Origin of the sequence: Pyxidicoccus fallax, from assembly GCF_012933655.1 — a bacterium.
Taxonomy (GTDB): Bacteria; Myxococcota; Myxococcia; order Myxococcales; family Myxococcaceae; genus Myxococcus; species Myxococcus fallax.
Map to the genome: position 1 here is coordinate 1 of NZ_JABBJJ010000506.1, position 6484 is coordinate 6484.

At 71.3% G+C, this 6484-nt stretch carries 6 protein-coding genes; 4 read left to right on the forward strand and 2 right to left on the reverse strand.

Translation table 11 applies throughout. The annotated features are described in order from the left end of the window. The coding region (locus tag HG543_RS50210) for a translocation/assembly module TamB domain-containing protein (RefSeq protein WP_246357877.1) at positions 1 to 860 on the forward strand (860 nt) is incomplete at its 5' end. 62 nt (positions 861 to 922) lie between these two features. Here the strand turns inward: HG543_RS50210 and HG543_RS50215 are convergent. Beyond that, on the reverse strand, positions 923 to 1975 hold the full coding sequence (locus tag HG543_RS50215) for a LasA N-terminal domain-containing protein (protein ID WP_169352098.1): 1053 nt from the start codon (positions 1973 to 1975) through the stop codon (positions 923 to 925). A 242-nt stretch (positions 1976 to 2217) separates the two neighbouring features. On the opposite strand from HG543_RS50215, the gene HG543_RS50220 reads away from it, so the two are divergent. The 3 genes from HG543_RS50220 (at position 2218) to HG543_RS50230 (ending at position 4757) form a co-directional block, all read left to right on the forward strand. Next, positions 2218 to 3618, forward strand: coding sequence for a hypothetical protein (locus tag HG543_RS50220; protein WP_169352094.1), 1401 nt, complete (start codon positions 2218 to 2220; stop codon positions 3616 to 3618). A gap of 78 nt (positions 3619 to 3696) precedes the next feature. After that, positions 3697 to 4149, forward strand: coding sequence for an NHL repeat-containing protein (locus HG543_RS50225; RefSeq protein ID WP_169352095.1), 453 nt, complete (start codon positions 3697 to 3699; stop codon positions 4147 to 4149). Further along, the gene (locus HG543_RS50230; protein WP_169352096.1) at positions 4146 to 4757 is read left to right on the forward strand and encodes a peptidyl-alpha-hydroxyglycine alpha-amidating lyase family protein; all 612 of its coding nucleotides are present in this window, start codon (positions 4146 to 4148) and stop codon (positions 4755 to 4757) included. Before HG543_RS50225 ends, HG543_RS50230 begins: the two co-directional genes overlap by 4 nt. Before the next feature lie 9 nt (positions 4758 to 4766). Here HG543_RS50230 and HG543_RS50235 read toward each other — a convergent pair whose 3' ends face one another. After that, positions 4767 to 6482 carry a hypothetical protein gene (locus HG543_RS50235; RefSeq protein ID WP_169352097.1) on the reverse strand — a complete coding sequence of 572 codons (1716 nt, stop codon included), beginning with the start codon at positions 6480 to 6482 and terminating at the stop codon, positions 4767 to 4769. Positions 6483 to 6484: the final 2 nt, after the last annotated feature.

Consider the following 6484-nt stretch of genomic DNA (forward strand, 5'->3'; position numbering starts at 1 on the left):
CCCCCACCGTCGCGCCCCGCCCCGCCGTGGGCGGCAGCGGCTCCTCCACGGCGACGCGCCCGGGCGGCGAGGTCGCGGACGCCGTCGAGGCGGACCCGGAGGAGGAAGAGGAGGCGCCGCAGCGCACGTACTGGGTGAACGTCAATGCGCCGCGCAACCTCTGGGTGAAGGGCTCGGACGTGAATGTCGAGCTGGGGCTGTCCGAGGACTTCCGCGTGGAGTACCGGGAGGAGGCGCGCCTGTTCGGCGAGGTGCGCGTGCTGCGCGGGCGCGTGGACGTGCTGGGCCGCCGCTTCGACGTGCAGCGCGACAGCCAGGTGCGCTTCACCGGGCCGGCGACGGTGCCGTACATCAACGTCACCGCCGAGCACCGCAACGACAACGCCAAGGTGACGGTGTTCGTCACCATCCGCGGCCAGGGCCGGGACATCACCCTCAAGCCCACCAGCGACCCGCCGCTGCCGGAGTCCGAAATCTACACGCTGCTCGCCACCGGCCGCCGCACGCTGGAGCGCGGCTCGGGAGCGTCCATGACGGCCAGCGCCCAGGCGGCCTCCGTGGTGGGCTCGCTCGTCGCCAACGAGGCGCGCAAGGCGCTGTCGGAGAAGCTGCCGCTGGACGTGCTCTCCATCGAGGCCGGCGACTCGGGCCTGGCCGGCGCCAAGCTGGAGGTGGGCACGTACGTGACGGACAAAATCTACGTGGGCTACACCGGCCGCGTGGGCGCCAACCTGCAGCAGGGCGAGAACGCCAACGCCGTGCGCTTCGAGTACCAGTTCAACCCGCGCTGGAGCCTGGAAGGCCAGTACGGCGACGCGCGCTCGGGCGGCCTGGACCTCATCTGGAGCAAGGAGTACTGACGCGCGCCCTGCCCCCGCCCCGCGCTTCGCGGGACGGGAGCCGGAAAAAGGCGCGCGCGGGACTACAGCGCGTACATCTCGTAGCAGGCGCCGACGGGGCCCGCGCCGCTGGTGGGCGCGGTGGGCGCGCTCTGCCACGCCCCCTCCACGCCGCACTGGTGCCACTGCGAGTCGTTCACGGACTGGACGCAGGTGCGCGCGGGCACGGAGCGGCCCAGCGTGGAGGACGAGCACCACGGATAGGACACGGTGCAGGTGGAGGGCTTCGCCGTGCTGCCCGCGGTGAACGCACCCGTGGACAGGCACTGCCGCCACAGGGCGTCCGACGAGCTCTGCACGCAGCCGTTCACCGGCAGCGTGGTGCCCGCCGTCTCGGTGTAGCAGCCGGTGGCGCCGGTGCCCCAGGCGTAGGCGGACTTGTAGCGGTCGAAGATGACGCGCACCAGCGACGAGCCGCCCACCGTGGTGCGTCCGCACTGGATGGCGTACGCGCCCACCCAGGGGGTGTACGTGTAGAGAGCCGCCGTGGCCTTGGTGACGGGCTTCACCGAGCACGGGTCCGACGTGGACTTCGTCACGCCCACCTTCCAGCCGGAGACGGTGGCACGGCCCGCGTCCAGGTCCGTGAGGTAGCCGCGCAGCTTCTTCGCCGAGCACTCAATCTGGTTGCCGAAGCCCGTGTACTGCGCGTCGCAGCCGCTGGTGTCCGGGCAGCCGCAGCCGGTGGCCTTGGCCAGGTTGTTGGAGGTGCCGCTCTGCACGAGGCTGGACTCCACCTGGATGCGCGCCAGCATGTACAGCGGGCTGATGCTGTACGCCTTGGAGCGCTCGACGATGAGCGCGGCGGCCGTCTTGCTGCCCCAGGCCGGGTCCTTGTACGTGGCCAGGTACGAGTTGTTCTGCTGCAGGAAGGCCTGCACCTGCGCCGTCGTAATCCACTGGCCGCCGGTGATGTCCGTGTCCTCCATCAGCCGGTGCATGTCGTACTTCGTCGTGGCCTCCAGCAGCACCTGTCCGGTCAGCTCATCGATGACGGGGGCCTCGCTGTCCTCGACAGGGCCGCAGCCCGCCGCCAGCAGCGCGGGCACCAGGAGCCACAACAATCGCGTCTTCATCGCGTCCTCGGGGGGAGAGGCCACGCCCGTGCGGCGTCCTCGCCGCCCACCGGGCGCGACCTGGGGGAACCGCAGCGTGTAGCCGGGATTCCGCTCAAGACTCAAGAATTTCTTGGTTTGGAAGAATGGCGGCTTGTTGGGTTCTGTCGGACTCGGGGCTGAGGAGGGCGAGCAGGCGGCCTGATGCCCCCGGGTGCCAGCCCCTTGAGGCTCTCGGACGGTGCCGGGGTAGCGTCCGGGTCATGCGGACCTCCCCTCTGAAGCGGATGACGCGGTTGCTCCCTCTCACCCTCGGCCTGGTGTTGGCGGGCTGCTCCGGCTCGGACGATGACGACGAGCGGAAGCCCTCGGCGGACGCGGGCACGGATGCGGGCACCGGCGGCAATACCGACGCGGGCACCGGCGGCAACACGGACGCGGGCACCGGCGGCAACACGGATGCCGGCACGGGTGGCAACACGGACGGAGGCACGCAGCCCTCGGCGTGCCTGGGGGACTCGTTCCTGAAGTCGCTCGGGAAGGACCGGCTGCTGGTGGGCGCGAAGATGACGGACACCACCGCGGGCAGCGCGCCCTTCGACGTCCGCTACATCTACCTGTCCAGTGGAATGGTCGACTCGACCAACGTCTGCACGTCGTGCACCTCGGGCTGCACCGCGCAGGGCCAGACGTGCGCGAACGCCGGGTGCTTCTGGTGGGGCTGCTGGCAGGACACCGCCGTGGCTCCGGGAAACACGGTGCGCCTCCTCATCTCCGGCAGCCGCTCGCGCGGGCAGATTCCCTTCATCACCTACTACGTGCAGCTCCTGGGGAGCGGCCGGCAGGAGGGGGCGGAGCAGCTCGGCGTGCTCAACGACGTGAACTTCATGCGGCGCTACTTCAACGACTGGCGCTTCGCCCTGCAGCAGGTGGGCAATGCCCAGGCGCTGCTGCACCTCGAGCCCGACCTGTGGGGCTACCTCCAGTTCAACTCGAACAATGGGGAGCCGCGCTCGACGCCGGCACAGGTGGCCACCGCCAACGCCACGGACTGCGCCGGGCAGGAGAACAACGCCTCGGGCTTCGCGCGCTGCATGATTGCCATGGCGCGCAAGTACGCGCCCAACGCCAAGGTGGGCCTGCACGCCAGCCCCTGGGCCACGCGCATCGACGTGTACCTCAACACCAACGCCTCCTTCGACGTCGCGGGCGAGGCCCGGAAGGTGGCCGACTTCCTGTTGAAGCTGGGCGCGGCCGACACGGACTTCATCGCGGTGGAGGCGGCGGACCGCGACGCGGGCTGGTACGAGGTCAACCGTGGCGAGGACACGTGGTGGGACGCCACCAATGCCACCCGGCCCAACTTCCACCAGGCTTTCGCCTGGGCGAAGGCCCTGTCCGAGCGGCTCAACAAGCCGAACTTCTGGTGGCAGCTCCCCGTGGGCAACATGAACATGCCCAACTCGGACGACCGGTGGCGCGACAACCGCGTGGACTACTTCTTCACGCACACCGCCGAGGTCGCCGCCGCGCACTCGGTGGGCTTCGCGTTCGGCTCCGGCACGGAGGACTCGACGACGAAGCCGGAGGAGGACGGCGGCAACCTCGTCAATCGCGTGCGGGCCTACAAGAACGCCGGCGGCCAGCGGCTCTGCAATCCGTAGCCGGCGGGTGACACCAGGGAGGGCGGCGGGTGTTACACCCGTCGCTCCCCGCGGCTGGGGCGCATCCACCGAGGCCCCATGACGTCCTGCTCCTTCGCGAAGCACCGTGCCCTGCGCCTGACAGCCACGCTCCTGCTGGTGTCGTGCGGCGGCGGCATGAAGCACCTCCAGACGACGGGCGGCTCCATGAGCGAGTACCCCGTCGTCGACAGCTGGCCCGTCCTCCCGGAGGGCTACGTGCTCGGGGAGGTCACCGGGGTGGCGGTGGACTCGAAGGACCGCGTCTTCATCTTCCACCGAGCGGACAAGCACTGGGGCAACGACGAGCTCATCTCGAAGCCGACGGTGCTCGTGCTCGACGGGGAGACGGGGCGGATGGTCGCCACCTGGGGCGAGAACCTGTTCAAGGTGCCCCATGGCCTGTCCATCGACGAGGAGGACAACGTCTGGTTGACGGACGTGCGGCTGCACCGCGTCTTCAAGTTCTCGCCGGACGGCCAGCTGCTGCTCCAACTCGGGGAGGGCGAATGAGCGCGGGCCGGTGGCAAGCGGGCGTGCTGCTCGGATGGGTGGTGCTGGCCGGGGCGGCGTGCTCGCGTGCGCCGCTGGCGTTCGACAAGCCCACGGACGTCGCCGTCGCGCCGGGCGGGGACTTCTACGTGTCGGACGGCTACGGCAACACGCGGGTGGCGCGCTTCAAAGCGGATGGCACGTACCTGTCCGAGTGGGGCGGCTCGGGGGACGGCCCCGGTGAGTTCGACACGCCGCATGGCATCGCCGTGGGCCCGGACGGCCGGGTGTACGTGGCGGACCGGGACAACGCGCGCATCCAGGTCTTCGACGCGGACGGCGCCTTCCTCACCGAGTGGAAGGGTCCGGACATTGGCCGTCCGTGGGGCCTCACCCTGGGCCGGGACGGGTACCTGTACGTCATCGACGGCGGAGACCAGGACGCGGAGCACCCGCGTGCCCGCGCGCTGAAGCTGGACCTGGAGGGCCGCGTGGTGGCGCGCTGGGGGAGCCATGGCCAGGGCCCCGGCCAGTTCGACTGGGGGCACGACATCGCCGTGGACAGCAAGGGCAACGTCTACGTCGTCGACGTGCGCGGCAAGCGCGTGCAGAAGTTCCGCGCGCCCTGACGGCACTGCTCAGAACAGGCGCGAGTACGTGGGAGGCAGTCCCGGCCGGGGCGTCCACCGGCGTCCGTCTCGCGGCAGCCAGAGGAGGTGGAAGGTGCCCGCGGGCCCCTCGTAGCGCACGGAGTGCGGGCCCCGGGACAGCGGGAACTCCGGCGCCGTCATGCGCACGCCGTCGATGAACAGCGCGCCCCGGGTGAGCGCGACCTCGGGCTCGACGAAGTAGCGGCCCTCGCGCACGGCGAGGAAGCGGCCTTCCAGCGTGTGCCCCTCGGCCGTCTCATAGCGCTGACCCCAGAGCGAGATGTCACCGTCGAGAGGCTGGTAGTGCTCGGCGAGGAACTGGCGCAGCGCGGGAGGCAGGCCGGAGCTGCGCAGGTCCTCCACGCGCAGCACGCACCCGCTGGCCACCAGGGCCTCGGGAATCTCGCGGGCGAGCGTGCTCGCGATGGCGCCGCGCAGGTAGGCGTCCGTGTAGAAGTAGAAGTGCGCGTGAGGGCGGCTCACGTAGCCGCCCGAGTTGTCGTAGGCCACGTCCTCCGGCCCGGTGAGCGTGGCGATGCGCGCGAGCACCTCCCGCTGCCGCGCGTTGCCGCCTCCATCGAGCAGCGCCTCCAGCCGTACGCCCTGCGCGGCCAGCAGCGCCACCAGCACCACGGCTCCCGCCACGCGCGCGAGCGGTGGCTTCAGCCAGCCGAACACCTCCGCCACGCCGCGCGCCATGAAGGGCGCGAGCACGCCGAGGAAGGGCAGCAGGCTGTACGGGAACGGCGCGCGCTGGAGCGCGTACGAGCCGAACGTGGCCGGCACCGCGAGCAGGAGCAGCAGGTCCGGGTCGCTCCAGCGCGCGCGGCCGGAGCGCCACCACCGGCGGGCGGAGGCCGCGACCCCCAGCGCCGCCAGGGTGAAGAGCCAGGGCTGCTCCTCCAACACCGGCAGCAGGTACTTGCCCGGGGAGAAGCCGGGGTAGTGGCGCTGATGCTCGGAGGCCCAGACGAAGCACCACTGCCACCACGCGGCCCACGACCGGGTCGCCGTGAGGTACGCCGCCACGATGACGAGCACCGCGCCCGCTCCGGCGAGGAAGGCGCGCGGCGTGGGCACCAGCGCGGGTGCCCTCCCCCGCCTCAGGATGAGGTCCACCACGAGCACCGCGCCCACGAGGCCTCCGTAGAACAACACCTTCTGCGAGCCCCACACGGCGGCCACGAACAACGCTCCCGCCGCGAAGCCGCGCATGGGAGTGACGGGATGAGCCGGCGGCTCGGGCTCGCCCGCCGCTGAGTCCCGCGCAGGTGCAGCGGGACGCACCGACAGCAGCGCGAGCGCCCCCAGGAAGAGCGCGATGGCCAGCGCGTCCGGACGGACCTCGGTCGCGAAGCGCGTGAAGGCCGGCTGCGCCAGCAGCAGCACCGGGGCCAGCCACGCGGCGAGACGGCCCTCGCGACGGTTGAGCACCGCCACCGCCGTGCACGCTCCGGCGAGCGGCATCAGCATGGCCGCGCGCAGCGCGAGCACGTTGAGTGGGTCGTCCCCCAGCACCCCGAACAGCGGCGCCAGCACCTGGTAGACGAGCGGGAAGTGCACCTCGAAGAAGTCCCGGTACGGCACCTGCCCCCGGGCCACGAGCCACGCGGCGTGGGCGTACTGGAACTCGTCGATACTGAACGCCTTGTGCAGTGCCAGGCGCACGGCCTGGAGGCCCAGCACCCCCAGCGCCAGGATCACCC